Here is a 19753-nt window from a genome sequence, read left to right as displayed (position 1 = left end):
ATGAGAGGAACACGCATCAATTTCTATAACCTGGCCTGGCGTTGGCATTTCTATGCGGGGCTGTTCGTGGCCCCGTTCATGATCCTGCTGGCGATCACCGGGATCATCTACCTGTTCAAGCCGCAGCTCGACCCGCTGCTGTACCGCGACCTGATGGTGGTCGAAGCCGGCCACCACCGACAGGGCGCCGATGCAATGCTGGCCGAAGTGCGCCAGGCCTACCCAAAGGCTCACGTCGGCCAGTACCTGCCGCCGCTGAACGCGGAGCGCAGTGCGCAGTTCGTGGTGCATGACGGCGGGCGTGAACTGAATGTGTTTGTCGACCCGTACAGCGGCAAGGTCCTCGGCGAGCAGGACGGCAAGCAAAACCTGCAAGCCATCGCCCGCGCCCTGCATGGCGAACTGATGGTCGGCACGGTTGGTGACCGCCTGGTGGAGCTGGCGGCCGGCTGGGGCATCGTGCTGGTGGTGTCGGGCCTGTATTTGTGGTGGCCGCGCGGACGCAACGGTGCCGGCGTGCTATGGCCACGGCTGTCGTCACGCGGCAGGCTGTTGTGGCGCGACCTGCATGCGGTAACCGGCTTCTGGGGCTCGGCCTTGCTGTTGCTGATGCTGGTCAGCGGCATGACCTGGACCGGCTTGTGGGGCAAGCAGTACGCCGATGTGTGGAACCGCTTCCCGGCGGCCATGTGGAACGACGTGCCCAAGTCGGACCAGCAGGCGGGTGAATTGAACAGTGCGCACCGCCAGACCGTGCCCTGGGCGATGGAGAACACGCCGATGCCGCAGTCCGGCGCGCACGCCGAACACACCGGGCACCACATGATGTCGGACATGCCCGCAGCACCCCAGGTGAGCGTGCAGCAGGTCGAAGACATCGCCACTGCCCGCCAGGTCGAGCCGGGTTACAGCATCACCCTGCCGACTACGGCAGACGGCGTGTTCACCATTGCCGTGTTTGCCGACGACCCGCGCAACGACGCCACCCTGCATGTCGACCAATACACCGGCAAGGTCCTGGCCGATGTGCGCTGGCAGGACTACAGCCCGGTCGCCCGCGCCACCGAGCTGGGGGTAATGCTGCACGAAGGCAAGATGTTCGGCGCCCTCAACCAGATCATCATCCTGCTGGTGTGCCTGATGATCCTGCTGGGCTCGGTGAGCGGGCTGGTGATGTGGTGGAAGCGCCGTCCAACGGGTGGGCTGGGCGTACCGCCGCTGCGCCATGACCTGCCGCGCTGGAAGACGGCGGTGGGGGTGATGCTGGTGCTGGGGGTGATTTTCCCGCTGGTGGGGGTGTCGATGGTGATGATGTGGGTGGTGGATAGCCTGGTGGTACGCCGTCGTCGGGTGCTGGCCAGCGCCTGAGTTTTAGCCTGCGCCGGTTTACCCGCGAAGAGGCCGGCACAGGCAGAACACTGCTACCCAAATGTAGAGTCGATCTGTCGCGCCCCGAACTGGAACGCGCGTGTTAGCCTAGCCGGCTACCTCAGACAAGAAGACCGACCTTACAAGGGAATGCAGCCTATGACGCAAACCTCATCCACAGCACCCGAAGAGCAACACCTGCAACGCAACCTGACCAACCGCCACATCCAGCTGATCGCCATCGGTGGCGCCATCGGAACCGGCCTGTTCATGGGCTCGGGCAAAACCATCAGCCTGGCCGGGCCATCGATCATCTTCGTCTACATGATCATCGGCTTCATGCTGTTCTTCGTCATGCGCGCCATGGGGGAACTGCTGCTGTCGAACCTCAACTACAAGTCGTTCATCGACTTCTCGGCCGACCTGCTCGGCCCCTGGGCAGGTTACTTCACCGGCTGGACCTACTGGTTCTGCTGGGTGGTCACTGGTATTGCCGACGTGGTGGCCATCGCGGCCTATACGCAGTTCTGGTTCCCGGACCTTCCACAGTGGATACCCGCGCTGACCTGTGTAGGGCTGCTGCTGTCGCTGAACCTGGTCACCGTGAAGATGTTCGGCGAGATGGAATTCTGGTTTGCCCTGATCAAGATCGTCGCCATTCTCGGCCTGGTCGCCACCGGGCTGTACATGGTCATCACCGGCTTCACTTCGCCCAGCGGGCGCACGGCGCAACTGGCCAACCTGTGGAATGACGGCGGCATGTTCCCCAATGGCCTGATGGGCTTCTTCGCCGGCTTCCAGATTGCCGTGTTCGCGTTCGTCGGTATCGAACTGGTGGGCACCACCGCAGCCGAAGCAAAGAACCCGGAGCGCACCCTGCCACGGGCTATCAACTCGATCCCGGTACGGATCATCGTTTTCTATGTGCTGGCGCTGATTGCGATCATGGCCGTGACCCCGTGGCGCGACGTGGTGCCGGGCAAAAGCCCGTTCGTGGAACTGTTCGTACTGGCCGGGCTGCCGGCGGCAGCCAGCATCATCAACTTCGTGGTACTGACCTCGGCGGCCTCTTCGGCCAACAGTGGCGTGTTCTCCACCAGCCGCATGCTCTATGGCCTGAGCCAGGAAGGTGACGCACCCAAGGCGTTCGAAAAACTGTCGAGCCGCTCGGTGCCGGCCAACGGCCTGTACTTCTCCTGCACCTGCCTGCTGCTGGGGGCCGTGCTGATTTACCTGGTGCCGAACGTGGTCGAAGCGTTCACCCTGGTGACCACCGTTTCGGCGGTGCTGTTCATGTTCGTGTGGACGCTGATCCTGCTGTCGTACCTGAAGTACCGCAAGCATCGTGCAGCGCTGCACCAGGCGTCGAAGTACAAGATGCCGGGCGGGCGCTTCATGTGCTACGTGTGTTTGGTGTTCTTCGCTTTCATCCTGGTGTTGCTGAGCCTGGAAGCAGATACGCGTTCAGCGTTGGTGGTGACGCCGATCTGGTTCGTGCTGCTGGCAGTGACTTATCAGGGTGTGCGCAGCAGACGTCATCCACGCTCGGCTGTGCGTAACGGCTGATAGCCCTGGGGCTGCTTTGCAGCCCCAATCCTGTGCACACAAATATCCCAGGCACCAATCTGGATCCAACCAACGCCCCAACACCTCGCACAACCCGTCTATTACGCCCCTTGCGCCACTAGGCACACCCCTTGCAATACCCTCCCCGCTTGCCCAACACATAAAAACTCAGCGGAGAGAGCACATGAAGCGTCGCAGTCTGATCAAGGCCTTTACCCTTAGCGCATCGATTGCCGCAATGGGCCTGAGCTGGAGTATCCAGGCCGCCGAGACCATCAAGGTCGGCATCCTGCATTCGCTGTCCGGGACCATGGCCATTTCCGAGACCTCGCTCAAGGACATGGCGCTGATGACCATCGACGAGATCAACGCCAAGGGCGGTGTGAACGGCAAGATGCTAGAGCCGGTAGTGGTCGACCCGGCCTCCAACTGGCCGCTGTTCGCCGAAAAGAGCCGCCAGCTGCTGACTCAGGACAAGGTGGCGGTGGTGTTCGGCTGCTGGACGTCGGTGTCGCGCAAGTCGGTGTTGCCTGTGTTCGAGGAGCTCAACGGCCTGCTGTTCTACCCCGTGCAATACGAGGGTGAAGAGATGTCGCCGAACGTGTTCTACACCGGCGCCGCGCCCAACCAGCAAGCGATCCCGGCCGTGGAATACCTGATGAGCGAAGACGGCGGCAGTGCCAAGCGCTTCTTCCTGCTGGGCACCGACTACGTCTACCCGCGCACCACCAACAAGATCCTGCGCGCCTTCCTGCACAGCAAAGGCGTGGCCGACAAGGACATCGAAGAGGTGTACACGCCGTTCGGCCACGCCGATTACCAGACCATCGTCGCCAACATCAAGAAGTTCTCCGCAGGCGGCAAGACGGCGGTCATCTCAACGGTCAACGGCGACTCCAACGTACCGTTCTACAAGGAACTGGCCAACCAGGGCCTGAAGGCTACCGACGTGCCGGTGGTGGCGTTCTCGGTAGGCGAAGAAGAGCTGCGCGGCATTGACACCAAGCCGCTGGTGGGCCACCTGGCCGCCTGGAACTACTTCGAGTCGGTGGATAACCCGGTGAACCAGAAGTTCGTTGCCGACTGGAAGGCCTACGCCAAGGCCAAGGGCCTGCCGGGCGCCGACAAGGCCGTGACCAACGACCCGATGGAGGCCACCTACGTAGGTATCCACATGTGGGCGCAAGCCGTGGAAAAAGCCAAGTCCACCGATGTGGACAAGGTGCGCGAAGCGCTGGCCGGGCAAACCTTCAAGGCGCCATCGGGCTTCACCCTGACCATGGACAAGACCAACCACCACCTGCACAAGCCGGTGATGATCGGCGAGATTCAGGATGACGGGCAGTTCAGCGTGGTGTGGGAAACCGAACAGCCGCTGCGGGCGCAGCCGTGGAGCCCGTTCATTCCGGGGAATGACAAGCGCCCGGACTATGCAGTGAAAGGTAACTGAGTGCATTGGGGCTGCTTTGCAGCCCTTTCGCGGATAAATCCGCGCCTACAGGTTCAGCGCCGACCGTGTAGGAGCGGATTTATCCGCGATGAATCCACCGCCGATTTCCAGGATTACCCGCATGCTCAGACTCCTGCTCACCCTTCTCCTGCTATTGCCCTTGGCAACCCAGGCCAGCGAGGGCGAATTCTTCCTCACCGCCAAGCCCGCCGAGCAAGCCCAGTTGCTCGAAAGCTGGGCGGCGCAACCCGATGCCGCACGCCTGCCACTGCTCGAAAACCTGCGCCAAGGCCGCATCGCCGCTGACGACACCCGCAAAGTACGCCTGAACAACCGCCTGCGCGGCCTGATCGACAACGCCCTGGCCAGCCACCGGTTGCTCAGCGACAACAGCGACACCCGCCTGGCCGCCGCCCAGCAACTGCAAAAAAGCGCACAACCTGCGCAAATGGCCTTCCTCGACCGGCGCTTCGCCAGCGAACCCGACACCACCGTGCACGCCGCCCTCGGCCTGGCCTTGGCCAACCTGCAACTGGGCGCCAGCGAGCCGGCAGTACGCCTGGCCGCCGTGCGCCTGCTGGGCGAAACCGGCGACCCGCTGGCCCGCACCCGCCTCGAAGCCCTGCTACAACCCAATGCAGAAAGCGACCCAGGGGTGCGCACCGCTGCCGAAACCAGCCTGGCCCAGGTCAAGCGCAAGCTGCTGGTCGGCGAGCTGCTCGGCCAGGCCTTCAGTGGCCTGTCGCTGGGCTCGATCCTGCTCCTGGCAGCACTCGGCCTGGCCATTACCTTCGGCCTGCTCGGGGTGATCAACATGGCCCACGGCGAAATGCTGATGCTGGGCGCCTACAGCACCTACATGGTCCAGGTGCTGGTGCAGCGCTACGCCCCGGACGCCATCGAGTTTTACCCGCTGATCGCCCTGCCGGTGGCCTTCGCCATCAGCGCCGGGGTCGGCATGGCGCTGGAGCGCACGGTCATCCGTCACCTCTACGGCCGCCCATTGGAAACGCTGCTGGCCACCTGGGGCATCAGCCTGATCCTGATCCAGGCCATCCGCCTGCTGTTCGGCGCGCAGAACGTCGAGGTGAGCAACCCGGCCTGGCTGTCGGGCGGCGTCCAGCTGCTGCCCAACCTGGTGCTGCCGTACAACCGCCTGGTCATCATCGGCTTTGCCCTGGCCGTGGTGCTGCTCACCTGGCTGCTGCTCAACCGCACGCGGTTGGGCCTGAACGTGCGCGCCGTCACCCAGAACCGCAACATGGCCGCCTGCTGCGGCGTGTCCACCGGGCGCGTCGACATGCTCGCCTTCGGCCTGGGCTCTGGCATTGCCGGGCTCGGCGGCGTGGCCCTGAGCCAGGTCGGCAACGTCGGCCCGGACCTGGGCCAGAGCTACATCATCGATTCGTTCCTGGTGGTGGTGCTGGGCGGCGTCGGCCAACTGGCCGGCAGCCTCTGGGCCGCCTTCGGCCTTGGCATCGCCAACAAGCTGCTGGAGCCGCAGATCGGTGCCGTGCTTGGCAAGATCCTCATCCTTGCGTTGATCATTCTGTTCATCCAGAAACGCCCGCAAGGCCTGTTCGCCCTCAAGGGACGGGTAATCGACTGATGAACCAGCCACTGCTTGTCACCGCTACACAAAAGGCCGGGCCGCGCCTGACGCTGGCCATCGCCGCCCTCGTCGTCCTGCTGCTGGTCGCCCTGCCGCTGTTGTCACTGCTGCCGGCGGACCATGCCTTGCAAGTGTCGGCCTACACCCTGACCCTGGTCGGCAAGATCCTCTGCTACGCCATCGTCGCCCTGGCCCTGGACCTGGTCTGGGGCTACGCCGGCTTGCTGTCGCTGGGCCACGGCCTGTTCTTCGCCCTGGGCGGCTACGCCATGGGCATGTACCTGATGCGCCAGGCGGCCGGTGACGGCCTGCCGGGGTTCATGACCTTTCTGTCGTGGACCGAGCTGCCGTGGTACTGGGCCGGCACCCAGCATTTCGCCTGGGCTCTGTGCCTGGTGGTGCTGGCGCCGGGGCTGCTGGCACTGGTGTTCGGCTGGTTTGCCTTCCGTTCGCGAATCAAGGGCGTGTACTTCTCGATCATGACCCAGGCCCTGACGTTCGCCGGTATGCTGTTGTTCTTCCGCAACGAAACCGGCTTTGGTGGCAACAACGGCTTCACCAACTTCCGCACCATTCTCGGTTTCGACATTACCGCGCAAGGCACCCGGGCAGTGCTGTTCCTGCTTACCGTCGGTTTGCTGCTGGCCAGCCTGTACCTGTGCTGGCGCCTGACCCGTAGCAAATTCGGCCGCCTGCTCACCGCCGTGCGCGATGCCGAAAACCGCCTCATGTTCTGTGGCTACGACCCGCGTGGTTTCAAGCTGCTGGTGTGGGTGCTGAGCGCTGTGCTGTGCGGCCTGGCGGGTGCGCTGTACGTGCCACAGGTGGGCATCATCAACCCCAGCGAGATGTCGCCGACCAACTCCATCGAAGCCGCCGTGTGGGTGGCCCTGGGCGGGCGTGGCACGCTGATCGGCCCGTTGCTCGGTGCCGGCCTGGTCAATGGCATGAAAAGCTGGTTCACCGTGGCCTTCCCGGAGTTCTGGCTGGTCTTCCTTGGCGCACTGTTCATCCTTGTCACCCTGTACCTGCCCAAGGGCGTGGTCGGCCTGTTGAAGAAAAGGAGCCAGTCATGAGAGGCGTGCCCCCGGTCCACCCGGAATTCATGCTGGAACCTGTGTTCGACAACCTGGGCGCCGGCCGTGATGCCATCGGCCTGGGCCAGAGCCGCAAGGCCGGCCTGGATACCCGCCACGGCACGGTGCTGAGCCTGGAGGACATCAGCGTCAGCTTCGATGGCTTCAAGGCACTCAACGCGCTGAACCTGTACATCGGCGTGGGCGAACTGCGTTGCATCATCGGCCCCAACGGCGCCGGCAAGACCACGATGATGGACGTGATCACCGGCAAGACCCGCCCCGACACCGGCAGCGCCTATTTTGGCGACACCCTCGACCTGACCCGCATGAGCGAATACCAGATCGCCCAGGCCGGCATTGGCCGCAAGTTCCAGAAGCCCACGGTGTTCGAGGCGCTGACCGTGTTCGAGAACCTGGAGCTGGCGCTGAAGACCGACAAGTCGGTGTGGGCCAGCCTGGCGGCGCGCTTGGCCGGTGAGCAGCGCCAGCGCATCGAAGAGGTGCTGACCACCTTGCGTCTGCTGCCCCTGGCTCAACGTCAGGCCGGCTTGCTGTCCCATGGGCAGAAGCAGTTCCTGGAGATTGGCATGTTGCTGGTGCAAGAGCCGCAATTGCTGCTGCTGGACGAACCGGTGGCCGGCATGACCGATGCCGAGACCGAGTTCACCGCCGAGTTGTTCAAAGGCCTGGCCGGCAAGCACTCGCTGATGGTGGTGGAGCATGACATGGGGTTTGTGGGGAGCATTGCCGACCATGTGACCGTGTTGCACCAGGGCAGTGTGCTGGCAGAAGGTTCGCTGGAGCAGGTGCAGGCGGATGAGCGGGTGGTTGAGGTGTATTTGGGCCGATGATCTATTCCAAGGACATGACATGCTGAAAATCGACACGCTGCACCAATACTACGGCGGCAGCCACATCCTCCGGGGCCTGTCCTTCGAAGCCAAGGTTGGCGAAGTCACCTGCCTGCTGGGCCGCAATGGCGTGGGCAAGACCACCCTGCTGCGCTGCCTGATGGGCCTGGTACCTGCCCGCGATGGCAGCATCGAATGGGAAGGCAAGCCCATCACCAGCCTCAAGCCCCAGCAACGGGTACATGCCGGTATCGCCTATGTACCCCAGGGCCGCGAGATCTTCCCGCGCCTCACCGTCGAGGAAAACCTGCTGATGGGCCTGTCCCGCTTCCCGGCCCGTGAAGCCCGCGAAGTCCCCGCTTTCATCTACGAGCTGTTCCCGGTACTGGAGCAGATGAAGCAACGCCGTGGCGGTGACCTGTCGGGCGGCCAGCAACAACAGCTGGCCATCGGCCGCGCCCTGGCCAGCCGCCCGCGCCTGCTGATCCTCGACGAGCCGACCGAAGGCATCCAGCCTTCGGTCATCAAGGAAATCGGTGCTGTCATCCGCCGGCTGGCCGAGCGTGGTGACATGGCGATTCTGCTGGTGGAGCAGTTCTACGACTTTGCCGAAGAACTGGCCGACCAGTACCTGGTCATGGCTCGCGGTGAGATCGTCCAACGCGGGCGTGGCGAAAACATGCAGGCCGAAGGTGTGCGTGGGCTGGTAACCATTTAATCTGCAAGCAACGCCCCTGCGAGACGCTGTCATGAGTTACGAAATACGCGATGCCCTGCCTGCCGACGTGCCAGGCATCCTCGACATCTACAACGACGCTGTGCGTAACACCACGGCGATCTGGAACGAAACCCCGGTAGACCTGGCCAACCGCCAGGCCTGGTTCGATGCACGCGCGCAGCAGGGGTATCCGATCCTGGTGGCGGTGGATGAGACGGGTGTACTGGGGTATGCCTCGTTTGGCGACTGGCGGCCGTTCGAAGGTTTTCGCCTGACCGTGGAGCACTCGGTGTATGTCCGGGGTGACCAGCGTGGCAAGGGGTTGGGGCCGGTGTTGATGGCGGCGCTGGTCGAGCGGGCACGCGGTTGCGGCAAGCATGTGATGGTCGCGGCCATCGAAAGTGGTAATGCGGCGTCGGTGCGCCTGCATGAGCGGTTGGGGTTTGTGGTGACCGGGCAGATGCCGCAGGTGGGGGTGAAGTTTGGCCGGTGGCTGGACTTGACCTTCATGCAGCTGGTGCTGAACCCAGGTGCAGAGCCATCCTGAGATTGATGTTGCCTAAACTGGCCTCTTCGCGGGCACGCCCGCGAAGAGGCCAGTTTAGGCAAACACACTCACATCTGAGTAAACCTGCCCAGCCGCTGGCGCAACATGTTGTTCTCACTGCGCAATTGCTGCACCTCCTGCAGCAACTCCAGCGCCAGCGCTACCCCTTCCCATTCCAGTTCCAGCTCCTGGTGCAGCTTGGCCGCACGCCGGGTCAGCAGCGGCGCCTGATCGTCGAACAACCAGTCCTCAGGCGTTCGCCCGGAGGGTTCGACAATGCCGTGCTCGACGATTTCGATCACGCAGTCCGCCGTGACATCGGCTTCCTGACACAGGGTACGCATGTCCAGTTGAACGATCAGGGTGCTGCTCATGATCACTTACTCCATTGTGCCCTCGGGTTGAACGCGGCCTTTTCGGAAAGCTTGGCCCACAGTTCACGGGTAGATTCGTCAGAAGTCGTCGGCATGACCACCTTGAGCTGCGCGTAAAGGTTGCCGCGCTCGCCCTGCTTGTTCGCCAGGCCTTTGCCCGGTACGCGCAGGCGCTGGCCGCTCTGGCTGTCGGGGCGGATGGTCAGGTTGATCTTGCCGTCCAGGGTCGGCACCGCCACCTTGGTGCCCAGGGCCGCCTCCCACGGTGCCAGTGGCACAGTGATGATCAGGTCATGGCCTTCGACATCGAACAGCGGGTGCGGTGCCATGCGGATGGTCAGGAACAGGTCGCCATTGGCCCCGCCACCGCTGCCCGGTGCGCCCTGGCCTTTAAGGCGGATACGCTCGCCGTCGGTCACCCCGGCCGGGATCTTCACGTTCAGCGTCTTGGTGGTGAAACCGGTGCGCTGGCCCATGGCATTGGTTTGCGGCACCTGGAAGGCGATCTGCTTGGACTCCTTGCTCAGGGTCTCTTCAAGGAATACCGCCAGTTCAAGCTCCACGTCCTGCCCTCGCCTGCCGGCACTGCGTTGTTGCTGACGGGCGCCACCGAAAGGGTTGCCACCCCCTCGCCCACCGAAGATCGAGCTGAAGAAGTCGGAGAAGTCGCCGCCCTCGAAGCCGCCGCCACCGCCACGGCTTTCCCAGCCCGGTGGTGCCTGGAACGGCCGGCCATGCTGGCCGCCGTACTTGCGGATTTCGTCGAACTCGGCACGTTTCTGCGCGTCGCCCAGGACTTCGTAGGCCTCGTTGGCCTCTTTGAATTTGTCCTCGGCGTCGCGCTCCTTGCTGACATCGGGGTGATACTTGCGGGCCAGCTTGCGGTACGCGGCCTTGATCGCCTTGTCGTCCGCCGTGGGCTCTACGCCGAGTATCTTGTAATAGTCTTTGAAGTCCATTTATGGATCACCAATGTAAATGTGCGTGTTGCCACTGAAGATAGGGGTCAAGCATAGCCTTTCAAGGCCGCTTTGGGTTTGCCCTATGGCAGACGACTGGTCTTGATTCTGTAGCCAACTGGCATACACTGCGCGGCCGTTTTGCCTCCGGAAGCTCATTCCCTATGTCTGACGTATCCCCGGCCCGCGCCCTGGGCATCGACTTTGGCACCTCCAACTCCACGGTCGGCTGGCACCGCCCTGGCGTGGAATCGCTGATCGCCCTGGAAGACGGCAAGATCACCTTGCCTTCGGTGGTGTTCTTCAACATCGAGGAACGTCGCCCGGTTTATGGCCGCCTGGCACTGCACGAGTACCTGGAAGGCTACGAAGGCCGCCTGATGCGCTCGCTGAAGAGCCTGCTGGGCTCCAAGCTGATCAAACACGACACCAGCGTGCTGGGCAGCGCCCTGCCGTTCAAGGACCTGCTGGGCATGTTCATCGGCGAGCTGAAAAAGCGCGCCGAGGCTGCCGCGGGTCGCGAGTTCGACCAGGTGGTGCTGGGCCGCCCGGTGTTCTTCGTCGACGAAGACCCGGCTGCCGACCAGGAAGCCGAAGACACCCTGGCCGATGTCGCGCGCAAGATCGGTTTCAAGGATGTGTCGTTCCAGTACGAGCCGATTGCCGCAGCCTTCGACTATGAGTCGAGCATCAGCCGCGAAGAACTGGTGCTGATCGTCGACATCGGCGGTGGTACGTCCGACTTCACCCTGATCCGCCTGTCGCCCGAGCGCCACTTGGTCGCCGAACGCCAGAGTGACATCCTCGCCACCGGCGGTGTGCACATTGGCGGTACCGACTTCGACAAGCAGTTGAGCCTGCAGGGCGTGATGCCGCTGTTCGGCTACGGCAGCCGCATGAAGAGCGGCGCGCTGATGCCCACCAGCTATCACCTCAACCTGGCCACCTGGCACACCATCAACGCCCTGTATTCACAGAAGTCGCAACTGGCGTTGGGCAGCATGCGCTACGACATCGAAGACAGCTTCGGCATCGACCGCCTGTTCAAGCTGATCGAACAGCGCGCCGGGCACTGGTTGGCGATGGAGGTCGAGGCCAGCAAAATCGAGCTGACCCACAGTGAAAGCCGCCACATCGACCTGCGCCGTGTCGAGCCTGAGCTGACGGCAGAGCTGACTCGCGTGCTGTTCGAAGAAGCGATCGAAGGGCTGCTGGAGCGAGTGCGGGGTAGCGTGACCGAATTGCTGGCCAAGGCTGGCGTGAGCGAAGGCCAGGTGGACACGGTGTTCTTCACTGGCGGTTCCAGCGGTATTCCGGCGCTGCGTAACAGCGTTGCGGCGATGCTGCCGAATGCGCGGCATGTGGAAGGCAATATCTTTGGCAGCATTGGTAGCGGGCTGGCCATCGAGGCGCGCAAGCGGTACGGGGCGGCCTGAAGCATCTTGGGGCTGCTTTGCAGCCCCGGCAATCTGTCAGACCAGTTCAGCCCGCTTGAGCTCACTCTTCAGATAGGCATAGTAAATCGGCCCCGCCACCACACCAGGCAGCCCGAACGCCGCTTCGAACACCAGCATCGCCAGCAGCAACTCCCACGCCTTGGCACTGATCTGCCCCCCCACGATCCGCGCGTTGAGGAAGTACTCGACCTTGTGGATGACAATCAGGTAGCCCAGCGCTGCCGCCGCCACCCAGATCGACAGCGACAAGCCGACAATGGTGATCAGGGTGTTGGACATCAAGTTGCCGATTACCGGCAGCAAGCCCAGCAGGAAGGTCAGCACGATCAGCGTCTTGGTCAGTGGCAGGTGCACGCCGAACAGCGGCATCACCACCGCCAGGAAGATGCCGGTGAAAAACGTGTTGAGCAGCGAGATCTTGATCTGCGCGAAGACGATGTTGCGAAACGCCTTCACCAGTAGATTGAGGCGCTCGAACAGCGCCGCGGCCAGGGGCTTGCGCCGGGAAACATCGGGAATGCGCTGCAAAGCGATGATGGCACCCAGGATCATGCCGATCAGCAGTGTCACGAACATGTGCGCCATGCCCTTGCCCACCAGTTGCAGATCGCTCAGGTGGCTCTTGATCCAGTCACCGATGGCCACCTTGAACTCGGCGGCGCTGGCGGGCAGGTAGCCCTCGATGAACGGCGGCAGTTGGCCACGGGCGCGCTCGACCAACGCCATGAACTTGTCCAGCGAGGCGCCGGGGTTTTCCGCCTCGTGCAGCAGGAAGCTGAAGGCACCGGCAATCAGCAGCGTCAGGGTACTGACCACCAGCGTACCGAGCAGCGCCACGGCCAGCCAGCGGGCGCGTTGGCCGGCCAGCAGCGGTTGCAGACGCGGGGTAAGCATGTTGACCAGTTCGAACACCAGCAGGCCGGCAAGCAGGCTGGGCAGCAACTTCAGGGGCAAGGCCAGCAGCAGCCCGGCCATGACGATGATCAGGCTGGCCAGGGTGATCTGACGGGGGGTAAAGGTCATACAGCCTCGACGGCAGACAGCGGGAATGCCCGCAGTCTGCCAGCCTTGCGCCTGCAGGCATAGGCGCAGGTCATTTCTTCTTCAGGCAGTCGCTCATGAAGGCTTTGCGTTCGTCACCCTTCAGGGCCTTGGTGGTGGCGTCGGCGTTGCAGGTTTTCATCTTCTCTTGCTGGGTTTGCGGCACGTCCTTTTTCAGGCAAGTGCTCATGAAGGCTTTGCGCTCATCGCCCTTGAGGGCCTTGGCGGTGGCGTCGGCGTTGCAGGTTTTCATCTTTTCCTGCTGCGCGGTGTTGGCCGCGAAGCCTTGGGCGCTGAACAGCACGGCCAGCACCAGTAATGGAATGTGCAGCACTTTCATGGAGTGGTCTCCTTCGCTCCGCGCCCGATGCACGGGGGTCGAGCTGAGTGTAGCCAAGATTTTTCAGCGCCCTGCCCGTGCGTGCCTACGGTACTGCTCCGGCGTGCACTGGGCTTGGCGCTGGAACATGGCAATGAACGCCGAGGCACTGCTGTAGCCAAGGTCGAAGGCGATGGCCTGAATCGGCAGGCCGGCCTCCAACGCTTCGATCGCACGCAAGAACCGCAGCCGCAAGCGCCACTCCCCAAAGCTGATGCCCAGCTCACGCAGGAACTGGCGGGCCAGGGTACGCTCGCTGACATGCACCTGCGCGGCCCATGCGGCCAACGGGCGGTTGTCGCCGGGCTCGGCACCCAGGGCGTCGAGCACCCGACGCAGGCTTTCGCCATGCGCAAACGGCAGGTAACAGGCCTGGGTGGGCGCCAGCAGCAACTGGTCGAGCAGCACCTGCACCAGGCGCTGGTCGCGCTCGTCCTCCGCCACCTTGAGGTCGCGCCGAGCAAAGTCGGCGAGGATGGCCTTGAGAATGTCGCTGATCATCAGGCTGCACGGTTGTTGCGGCAGGCCGGCGCACAGGGTGCGGTCCAGGTAGACCGAGCGGTAGACGATGGCCTGGGGGTTGTAGCAGCCATGTTCGGTATCGGGCGGTACCCACACGGCGTAGTGCGGCGGCGACAGAAAGCGCTGGCCGGCGACGTCCAGCTGCATCACGCCATGGGCGGAGTAGTTGAGCTGGCCCCAGGTGTGACGGTGCGGGGCGCTGAGGGTGTCGGCACCGAACTCGTCGTGGCGGAAGTACACCGGGGCCGGGAGCTGGGTGAACTGGGGGATATCGAGGTGTTTGGGCGGCATGCTGACTGTCTTGCGGGGCGGGTTGTCTGGATAGAAGTATAGCCTTGTAGACAGACAGTTGATAATGGCTGACATCGGCGCCTGCTGTGCACGCCCTTTCAGTCCTACACGAGTAAGCCGCTACATGAACTACCTGTTCCCCCTCACCGCCATCCTCATCTGGGCCGGCAACACCGTGGTCACCAAGATGTCCGCCGGTGCCATCCACCCCGCCGAAATCGGCTTCTACCGCTGGCTGCTGGCCGCCCTGCTGTTCACCCCGTTCCTGCTGCCTGCCGTGTGGCGCAACCGCGCGGCGATCCGCCCGCACCTGGGCAAGGTGTTCGTGCTGGGCGTGCTGGGCATGGCGCTGTACCAGAGCCTGGCCTACTTCGCCGCCGGCATTACCAGCGCCACCAACATGGGCATCATCCTCTCGCTGATGCCGCTGATGTCACTGGCACTTTCCATCGCCTGGCTGGGCCAGCGCCTGAGCTACGGTGCCCTGCTGGGCGCAGTGGTGTCGTTCTTTGGCGTACTGGAAGTGGTCAGCGCCGGCCATCCCGCCAGCCTGCTGGCGCATGGCCTGAACAGCGGCGACCTGCTGATGCTGGTGGCCACCCTGGCTTACGCGCTGTACAGCTTCCTGCTGAAGAAATGGCAGCTGCGCCTGCCGCCCCTGCAGTTGCTGTACCTGCAGGTGCTGGTGGCCATCGTCGTGCTGCTGCCGTTGTTCCTGCTGTCGGACAAGACCGACCTGAACAGCCACAACATCGGCCTGGTGCTGTACGCCTGCGTGCTGGCCTCGATGATCGCGCCGCTGGTGTGGATGCAAGCTGTGCATCGTCTGGGGCCAAGTCGCACCACGCTGTTCTTCAACCTGCTGCCGGTTGTCACCGCAGTGATCGCCGCCGTGGTGCTCGACGAGCAACTGGCCCGCTATCACCTGGTCGGCGGCTTGCTGACCTTGGCCGGGGTGGTGCTGGCCGAGCGCTGGACCACGCCCATTCGCCGCTAAAGCCCTGCAGCCTTGAGCCGGGCGGCATGTTCAGTGAACAGCCGCACCGGCTCTGCACCTTTGCCCACGGCGCCGAGCGACTGGTTGACGATATCCAGATGGTCCAACGGGTAGTCGTCACCAATCACCTGACCCAGGTGCGAACTGAAACGCCCGACCATGCCGTCACATTGGCCCTTTTCCTTGACGAAGCTGCGCGCGAACAGGCGGCAGAAGCGGTTGCTGCCGTCAAAGCGGTTGCGCCCCTGGTCGGTCAGGCCGGGCTGCAAGGTGCCGGACCACGAGTAATAGCGCACGCCATCGACTTCATACGCCCCTTCCCCGCCCCAGGTCTGCGGCAGGCCCTGTGGATAAGCCTGGTTGAACAGCCCCACCCCGGCGCGGGTCAGCGACTGGTGCGAGGCGTGCACATCCACCGGCAGCGGGTCGCGGCGCCAGCCGGTTTCCAGCCACACCAGCAACACGGCAAAACCATGCAATACGGCCTTGAGAATACGGCCCTGGGGGGAATCGCCCGGTGCCGTGCGCTCCAAGTGGTCAGCCAGCTCGGAGCCATGGTTGGGGCCAGCCACCGAGGTGACCGAAGCCACCCGATCCGGCCGCTTGGCCGCAGCGTAGCGCGCACTCAGGGCACCCTGGCTATGGCCGATCAGGTTGACCTTGGCGGCGCCGGTGCGCTGGCAAATGTCTTCGATGATCGCCAGCAACTGCTCGCCACGCACCTCGCTTGAGTGCAGCGGCGAAACCTGCACCGGAAACACCCGTGCCCCGCCCTTGCGCAGGGCCGGCACGATGCCGAACCAATACGGATAGAGCACCAACCGGACAAACCCGAGCATGCCCGGCACCAGCACCAACGGGTATCGCGTGGCCAATTCCTGCTGCATTGCCCCAGCCCCTTTCCGTGGACGACCGGCCAACACTACAGCGGCCATCATGACCATCGCAATCGAACTCCTGGCGCGCGCTGTGGTTCCAAACCACACAGACCCTTTGCAAGGAGCGGGACCATGTACAAGCAGACCCTGGCAATCCTTCTGGCAAGCGCCACCCTGGCCGCCTGCGGCAGCCGCCCGGAAAACCCGGTGGACTACGTCACCTACCGCGACGAACCACTGGTCAAGCAAGTGGAACACGGCATGACCATGCAGAAGGTCATCGCCATCGGCGGCAGCCCGTCGAACGTGATCGACCTGCCGCACGGGGGCACCTGCAACGACTACATCCTCAACCGCGACGGCAAACAGCAGCCCTACTACGTGCGCTTCGACGCCACCGGCCATGTCGACGCCAAGGGCTTCAAAACCTGCAAACAACGCCAAGAGGACAGCGACGCCTTGCATGGCGCCTGAGTCCCACCCTGATCTACCGTCCTGACCCGTCTGGAGATAACCATGAGCAACGTTGAACTGACCGATGTGCAAACCCTGCGCGAGCGTGCCCGCCAGCATGTCGAGCAAGGCGCGGTGACCGAGGGCTACAACGCCGACCGCACGGAGATCCTGCGCCTGCTGAACGAGTCACTGGCCACCGAACTGGTCTGCGTGCTGCGCTACAAGCGCCACTACTTCATGGCCAGCGGCATCAAGGCCAGTGTGGCGGCCAGCGAGTTTCTGGAGCATGCCAACCAGGAAGCCGAGCATGCCGACAAACTGGCGGAGCGCATCGTGCAACTGGGCGGGGAGCCGGATTTCAACCCGGATAACCTGAGCAAGAATTCCCATGCCCAATATGTGGCGGGTAATTCATTGAAAGAGATGGTGCTGGAGGATCTGGTGGCGGAGCGGATTGCCATTGATAGCTACCGCGAGATCATTCAGTACATCGGCGATAAAGACCCGACTACGCGGCGCATCTTCGAGGACATCCTGGCGCAGGAAGAAGAGCACGCGGACGACATGTCCGATCTGCTACAAGGGCTGTAATCGCAAGGGGCTGCTCTGCAACCCATCGCCGGCTTGCCGGCGATTGGGCCGCAACGCGGCCCCCTATCATTTCTTGCCTTTCACCGCAGCCGGCGCCTTGCCCGCCTTCATCTGCTGCAACAGCGGCGTGCACTGGTTCGGATCATCCCCACTGCTGGGCGCAATCAGCGCCAGCAACCCCGCCGCCGGCCCGGCCACGACACCGAGCGCCACCATTCCCGCACCGCGCAGCGCCAGCGGCAACGCCTGCACCCCGGCACTGGGCTTGGCAAACGGCCCGCGCACATACAGCGGCGAGCGCAGCGAGAACAGCCGCAGCCCTTTCGATTCCGGCGTGATCTTCAAGTCCAACTGCTCGCTGGCGAAATTGGCCGTGCCGTTGATGTAGATGATGGCGTTCTCAGTATCGAAGATGAACAGGCGCGTTGTGGCCAGGCCATCCTTGATCCCCACATCTGCCGCCGCGCAATTGATCTTCACATCCTCGTCACCAAACAGTTTGCCGACCACGTAGTTGCCCACGTTCAAACCGGCAATCTCCATCAAGCTACGACTGATGGCGCCATCGTTGATCAGCATGCGCAGGTCACCATTGGCCGTGCCCAGCAAAGCCGCTACCGAGTTGCCACGGCCGCTGATGTCGGCATCACCGTTCAGCTCGCCAAAGCTGGTCTGCATCGGTGCAAAGGAAGGGAACAGTTGCTTGAGCTTGAAACCACGTGCAGTCAGCTGGGCACGCCCCTGCAATGGCACGTTGCGCCCGTCCAGGCGAATCTTCGAGGCCAGGTTGCCGCCCGCCACGCCAAACCGCAGGGGCTCCAGGCGCAGCAGGCCGTCTTCCAGAATCACGTGGGCCGACAAGTCATTGAACGGCAGTTGCGCGCTGTGCACGATGCGCTTGCCGGCAAAGGTGACATCCGCGTCCATGGCGCGCCAACGCTCGGTGCGGAACTCTTCCACCGGCAGCACCTTGCCCGTCGGCTGCTTGCTGGCACCGCCACGGGCCTTCTGTTCGGCGTTGGAGTCGGCGCCGATCAGCGGTGCCAGGTCCTTGAACAGCAACTGGTTCGAAACCAGGTTGCCGGACAACTTGGGCCGTGGCTGGCTGGCGACGAAGGCCAGGTCACCGTGAATATCGCTGTCACCGATCTTGCCGTTGAAGCCCTGATAGTTGAATGTCGCCCCTTGCGCCGCGTGCAGGTTGGCGTTGAGGCGGCCGTCAGTGGAGTAGGCCGGGGTGTCTGGCAGAGTCACGCCGGTCAATGAATAGAGGTTACCCAGGCTGGCGCCGGACAAGCGCAGGCGCAGGTCGAGGGCGCCGAGGTTGCGTGGATCGGTCAGGGTGCCGGCGAGCACCACATGGGTATCGGCAATCCGTACGTCGGCCTGCAGCGGGAACGGCTGGCTGGCGTCCTGTAATGCCAACAGGCCGCCGATTTTGCCGGTGCCGGACACCGGCTGGCCCTTGTAGCGGCCCTGGGCCTTGAGCCCGAAGGCGTAGTCCTGGGCACCACCGGCTTTTTCGGCGCTGGCCTTGCCGACGATGTCGCTGAACGGGATCGGTTTGCCCAGCGGGTCGATCTGCACCTTCATGCTGGTTTGCAGGGTCTGGTCGTCGAAGCTGACATTACCTTGGTCGAAACCGATGGCGCCGATGTCCAGCTGCCATTTTGAAGGTTCTGCGTTTTCGTCTTTTGGCCCGAGGTCAAAGGTCCAGTTGGCCCGGCCATCGGCCAGGCGGGTGAGGCTGGCCGTCGGTTTGGTGAGGTTGATGCGCGGGATGCTGATCTGCTGGAACAGCAACGGCAGCGGCGCCAGGCGGAACTCGACACGCTCCAGGCCGACCATCTTCGGCTCCTTGAGCCAGTCGGGGTTGCCCAACGTCAGGTCTTCGGCGATGAAGTGCGGCCATGGCACCCAGGCACGCCAGCCACCTTCTTCGGGCTCGGTATGCCACTGCACGGCAAGGTTGCCATTGATCGCAAAAGGCCGCTGCAGGGCCTCGGACACCTTCTCGTTCAGCAGCGGCTTGACGCGGTTCCAGTCAAAGATGGCAATCACAACCACCAGGATCGCCAGCAGTGTCAGCAGGCTGGTGAGGGTCCAGACGAGAATTCTGGCGGGACGCGTCATTGCGGGGTTCTCCTTGCGGCATGGCACAAAACGGGCGCAGCGGTGGCACTTGATATCTGGGACTGATGAAAACCCGCAGGGTTTTATCGATGGCGCCATGATAGCGAAGTTTTTCCTGGCCTTTTGCTCAGCAATTTGTCGCGCCAGGCCCTACCTGTTACCCGCCCGCAGCAGGGGAAACTCGCCGCGCCTATCCTTGCAAGGTACGGAATAGAGCCGTTTCCAACCTCTATCAATGCGGTCGATTGTTACCATTACCCGTATGAACTTCTCTCTGGCGTTACGCGGCGTAGCATTGGCTCCGTACCCACTTTCCAGCCCCCGAGAGGAGCACCGAAATCATGAAACGTCATCTGCTGACCCTGACCCTGTCCATCCTGGCTGCCAACGCGTTTGCCCTGCCAGCCGCCGAACAACACCTGACCGCTGAATCGCGCTCCAGCGCTGCCGAAATCGCCCAACCGCTGAAAACCGTAGCCGAAGG

Annotated in this window: 19 protein-coding genes and 1 pseudogene; 13 read left to right on the top strand and 7 right to left on the bottom strand. The window is 63.3% G+C overall.

Annotation, left to right across the window (positions count from 1 at the left end; all coding sequences use genetic code 11):
• The 8 genes from PM2_RS12625 (at nucleotide 1) to PM2_RS12590 (ending at nucleotide 9191) form a co-directional block, all read left to right on the top strand.
• On the top strand, nucleotides 1-1368 hold the full coding sequence (locus tag PM2_RS12625; protein WP_028698499.1) for a PepSY-associated TM helix domain-containing protein: 1368 nt from the start codon (nucleotides 1-3) through the stop codon (nucleotides 1366-1368).
• A 159-nt stretch (nucleotides 1369-1527) separates the two neighbouring features.
• On the top strand, nucleotides 1528-2934 hold the full coding sequence (gene cycA / locus PM2_RS12620; RefSeq protein ID WP_028698498.1) for a D-serine/D-alanine/glycine transporter: 1407 nt from the start codon (nucleotides 1528-1530) through the stop codon (nucleotides 2932-2934).
• Between the two features lie 184 nt (nucleotides 2935-3118).
• Complete coding sequence (gene urtA, locus PM2_RS12615) at nucleotides 3119-4384, top strand: urea ABC transporter substrate-binding protein (RefSeq protein WP_016712223.1); 1266 nt, start codon at nucleotides 3119-3121, stop codon at nucleotides 4382-4384.
• A gap of 88 nt (nucleotides 4385-4472) precedes the next feature.
• Nucleotides 4473-5993: an urea ABC transporter permease subunit UrtB gene (gene urtB / locus PM2_RS12610; protein ID WP_373446705.1), complete on the top strand. Its 1521-nt coding sequence runs from the start codon at nucleotides 4473-4475 to the stop codon at nucleotides 5991-5993.
• A complete protein-coding gene (gene urtC, locus PM2_RS12605) occupies nucleotides 5993-7072 on the top strand; it encodes an urea ABC transporter permease subunit UrtC (protein ID WP_028698496.1) in 1080 nt (359 codons plus the stop codon). The genes urtB and urtC overlap by 1 nt, the downstream gene beginning before the upstream one ends.
• On the top strand, nucleotides 7069-7926 hold the full coding sequence (gene urtD / locus PM2_RS12600) for an urea ABC transporter ATP-binding protein UrtD (protein WP_028698495.1): 858 nt from the start codon (nucleotides 7069-7071) through the stop codon (nucleotides 7924-7926). Before urtC ends, urtD begins: the two co-directional genes overlap by 4 nt.
• Before the next feature lie 19 nt (nucleotides 7927-7945).
• Nucleotides 7946-8644 (top strand): urea ABC transporter ATP-binding subunit UrtE, encoded by a 699-nt coding sequence (gene urtE / locus PM2_RS12595; protein WP_016712227.1) that lies wholly within the window; start codon nucleotides 7946-7948, stop codon nucleotides 8642-8644.
• Between the two features lie 31 nt (nucleotides 8645-8675).
• Entirely contained in the window at nucleotides 8676-9191 is a 516-nt protein-coding gene (locus tag PM2_RS12590; RefSeq protein ID WP_019098565.1) for a GNAT family N-acetyltransferase, read from the top strand.
• Nucleotides 9192-9259: 68 nt separating this feature from the next.
• On the opposite strand, the gene PM2_RS12585 is transcribed toward PM2_RS12590, so the two are convergent.
• Both PM2_RS12585 and cbpA read right to left on the bottom strand, forming a co-directional pair.
• Nucleotides 9260-9565 carry a chaperone modulator CbpM gene (locus PM2_RS12585; RefSeq protein ID WP_016712229.1) on the bottom strand — a complete coding sequence of 102 codons (306 nt, stop codon included), beginning with the start codon at nucleotides 9563-9565 and terminating at the stop codon, nucleotides 9260-9262.
• 2 nt (nucleotides 9566-9567) lie between these two features.
• On the bottom strand, nucleotides 9568-10524 hold the full coding sequence (gene cbpA / locus PM2_RS12580) for a curved DNA-binding protein (protein ID WP_016712230.1): 957 nt from the start codon (nucleotides 10522-10524) through the stop codon (nucleotides 9568-9570).
• A gap of 164 nt (nucleotides 10525-10688) precedes the next feature.
• Here cbpA and PM2_RS12575 point away from each other — a divergent pair, with 164 nt between their 5' ends.
• Nucleotides 10689-11960, top strand: coding sequence for an Hsp70 family protein (locus PM2_RS12575; protein WP_016712231.1), 1272 nt, complete (start codon nucleotides 10689-10691; stop codon nucleotides 11958-11960).
• Between the two features lie 36 nt (nucleotides 11961-11996).
• Here PM2_RS12575 and PM2_RS12570 read toward each other — a convergent pair whose 3' ends face one another.
• The 3 genes from PM2_RS12570 to PM2_RS12560 all read right to left on the bottom strand — a co-directional run bounded on the left by PM2_RS12570 (nucleotide 11997) and on the right by PM2_RS12560 (nucleotide 14214).
• Nucleotides 11997-13004 carry an AI-2E family transporter gene (locus PM2_RS12570; protein WP_016712232.1) on the bottom strand — a complete coding sequence of 336 codons (1008 nt, stop codon included), beginning with the start codon at nucleotides 13002-13004 and terminating at the stop codon, nucleotides 11997-11999.
• A gap of 70 nt (nucleotides 13005-13074) precedes the next feature.
• A complete protein-coding gene (locus tag PM2_RS12565) occupies nucleotides 13075-13362 on the bottom strand; it encodes a PsiF family protein (protein ID WP_025754342.1) in 288 nt (95 codons plus the stop codon).
• Between the two features lie 63 nt (nucleotides 13363-13425).
• A complete protein-coding gene (locus tag PM2_RS12560; protein WP_025754343.1) occupies nucleotides 13426-14214 on the bottom strand; it encodes an AraC family transcriptional regulator in 789 nt (262 codons plus the stop codon).
• A gap of 124 nt (nucleotides 14215-14338) precedes the next feature.
• Here PM2_RS12560 and PM2_RS12555 point away from each other — a divergent pair, with 124 nt between their 5' ends.
• On the top strand, nucleotides 14339-15211 hold the full coding sequence (locus PM2_RS12555; RefSeq protein ID WP_028698494.1) for a DMT family transporter: 873 nt from the start codon (nucleotides 14339-14341) through the stop codon (nucleotides 15209-15211).
• Here PM2_RS12555 and PM2_RS12550 read toward each other — a convergent pair.
• Nucleotides 15208-16098: an esterase/lipase family protein gene (locus PM2_RS12550; RefSeq protein WP_020424232.1), complete on the bottom strand. Its 891-nt coding sequence runs from the start codon at nucleotides 16096-16098 to the stop codon at nucleotides 15208-15210. The genes PM2_RS12555 and PM2_RS12550 overlap by 4 nt on opposite strands.
• A gap of 123 nt (nucleotides 16099-16221) precedes the next feature.
• Here PM2_RS12550 and osmE point away from each other — a divergent pair, with 123 nt between their 5' ends.
• Both osmE and PM2_RS12540 read left to right on the top strand, forming a co-directional pair.
• Nucleotides 16222-16563, top strand: coding sequence for an osmotically-inducible lipoprotein OsmE (osmE, locus tag PM2_RS12545; RefSeq protein WP_016712236.1), 342 nt, complete (start codon nucleotides 16222-16224; stop codon nucleotides 16561-16563).
• A gap of 42 nt (nucleotides 16564-16605) precedes the next feature.
• Entirely contained in the window at nucleotides 16606-17136 is a 531-nt protein-coding gene (locus PM2_RS12540) for a ferritin-like domain-containing protein (protein WP_016712237.1), read from the top strand.
• A 66-nt stretch (nucleotides 17137-17202) separates the two neighbouring features.
• On the opposite strand, the gene PM2_RS12535 is transcribed toward PM2_RS12540, so the two are convergent.
• The gene (locus PM2_RS12535; RefSeq protein ID WP_028698493.1) at nucleotides 17203-19269 is read right to left on the bottom strand and encodes an AsmA family protein; all 2067 of its coding nucleotides are present in this window, start codon (nucleotides 19267-19269) and stop codon (nucleotides 17203-17205) included.
• 341 nt (nucleotides 19270-19610) lie between these two features.
• Between PM2_RS12535 and PM2_RS12530 the strand changes: the two are divergent.
• A pseudogene (locus PM2_RS12530) lies at nucleotides 19611-19753 on the top strand (phage infection protein); the annotation flags it as partial.

Source organism: Pseudomonas monteilii NBRC 103158 = DSM 14164 (assembly GCF_000730605.1).
GTDB lineage: Bacteria > Pseudomonadota > Gammaproteobacteria > Pseudomonadales > Pseudomonadaceae > Aquipseudomonas > Aquipseudomonas monteilii.
The sequence above is the reverse complement of the archived record's forward strand: the minus strand, read 5'-3'. Positions and strand labels throughout refer to the sequence as shown.

What these genes read in the sequence shown, in the direction of transcription:
- PM2_RS12625 (WP_028698499.1), top strand. Translation starts at nt 1, where the DNA reads ATGAGAGGAACACGCATCAATTTCTATAACCTGGCCTGGCGTTGGCAT.
- cycA (WP_028698498.1), top strand. Translation starts at nt 1,528, where the DNA reads ATGACGCAAACCTCATCCACAGCACCCGAAGAGCAACACCTGCAACGC.
- urtA (WP_016712223.1), top strand. Translation starts at nt 3,119, where the DNA reads ATGAAGCGTCGCAGTCTGATCAAGGCCTTTACCCTTAGCGCATCGATT.
- urtB (WP_373446705.1), top strand. Translation starts at nt 4,473, where the DNA reads ATGAATCCACCGCCGATTTCCAGGATTACCCGCATGCTCAGACTCCTG.
- urtC (WP_028698496.1), top strand. Translation starts at nt 5,993, where the DNA reads ATGAACCAGCCACTGCTTGTCACCGCTACACAAAAGGCCGGGCCGCGC.
- urtD (WP_028698495.1), top strand. Translation starts at nt 7,069, where the DNA reads ATGAGAGGCGTGCCCCCGGTCCACCCGGAATTCATGCTGGAACCTGTG.
- urtE (WP_016712227.1), top strand. Translation starts at nt 7,946, where the DNA reads ATGCTGAAAATCGACACGCTGCACCAATACTACGGCGGCAGCCACATC.
- PM2_RS12590 (WP_019098565.1), top strand. Translation starts at nt 8,676, where the DNA reads ATGAGTTACGAAATACGCGATGCCCTGCCTGCCGACGTGCCAGGCATC.
- PM2_RS12585 (WP_016712229.1), bottom strand. Translation starts at nt 9,565, where the DNA reads ATGAGCAGCACCCTGATCGTTCAACTGGACATGCGTACCCTGTGTCAG.
- cbpA (WP_016712230.1), bottom strand. Translation starts at nt 10,524, where the DNA reads ATGGACTTCAAAGACTATTACAAGATACTCGGCGTAGAGCCCACGGCG.
- PM2_RS12575 (WP_016712231.1), top strand. Translation starts at nt 10,689, where the DNA reads ATGTCTGACGTATCCCCGGCCCGCGCCCTGGGCATCGACTTTGGCACC.
- PM2_RS12570 (WP_016712232.1), bottom strand. Translation starts at nt 13,004, where the DNA reads ATGACCTTTACCCCCCGTCAGATCACCCTGGCCAGCCTGATCATCGTC.
- PM2_RS12565 (WP_025754342.1), bottom strand. Translation starts at nt 13,362, where the DNA reads ATGAAAGTGCTGCACATTCCATTACTGGTGCTGGCCGTGCTGTTCAGC.
- PM2_RS12560 (WP_025754343.1), bottom strand. Translation starts at nt 14,214, where the DNA reads ATGCCGCCCAAACACCTCGATATCCCCCAGTTCACCCAGCTCCCGGCC.
- PM2_RS12555 (WP_028698494.1), top strand. Translation starts at nt 14,339, where the DNA reads ATGAACTACCTGTTCCCCCTCACCGCCATCCTCATCTGGGCCGGCAAC.
- PM2_RS12550 (WP_020424232.1), bottom strand. Translation starts at nt 16,098, where the DNA reads ATGCAGCAGGAATTGGCCACGCGATACCCGTTGGTGCTGGTGCCGGGC.
- osmE (WP_016712236.1), top strand. Translation starts at nt 16,222, where the DNA reads ATGTACAAGCAGACCCTGGCAATCCTTCTGGCAAGCGCCACCCTGGCC.
- PM2_RS12540 (WP_016712237.1), top strand. Translation starts at nt 16,606, where the DNA reads ATGAGCAACGTTGAACTGACCGATGTGCAAACCCTGCGCGAGCGTGCC.
- PM2_RS12535 (WP_028698493.1), bottom strand. Translation starts at nt 19,269, where the DNA reads ATGACGCGTCCCGCCAGAATTCTCGTCTGGACCCTCACCAGCCTGCTG.